Below are 341 nucleotides of genomic sequence, written 5' to 3' on the forward strand. Positions count from 1 at the left end.
GGGTGGTATCACAGGCTCGTTGTTTAAAGAGTTTGCACTAACCCTTGCTGGTGCTGTTTTTGTATCGGGCATTGTGGCGTTAACGTTATCGCCAATGATGTGTTCAAAAATGCTCAAAGCTCACGCCGAGCCAAGCAAGTTTGAGCAGAAAGTACATAGCGTACTAGACGGCATGACCAATCGCTACGAGCGTATGCTTGGCGCGGTAATGCAGCATCGCCCAGTCTTCATTGGCTTCGCTATCATCGTATTTGCAAGTTTGCCACTGTTATTCAAGTTCATCCCTAGTGAGTTAGCACCTTCAGAAGATAAAGGTGTAATAATGCTTATGGGTACAGCAC

General features: G+C 46.3%; 1 protein-coding gene. It reads left to right on the forward strand.

Translation table 11 applies throughout. The features are described 5' to 3' along the window. Positions 1-341: efflux RND transporter permease subunit (locus tag AB4512_RS24470; protein WP_372176077.1), on the forward strand; the 341-nt coding region annotated here is incomplete at both ends.

It is taken from the genome of Vibrio sp. 10N.222.52.B7, assembly GCF_041474275.1.
In the GTDB taxonomy this organism is placed as follows: Bacteria; Pseudomonadota; Gammaproteobacteria; order Enterobacterales; family Vibrionaceae; genus Vibrio; species Vibrio crassostreae_C.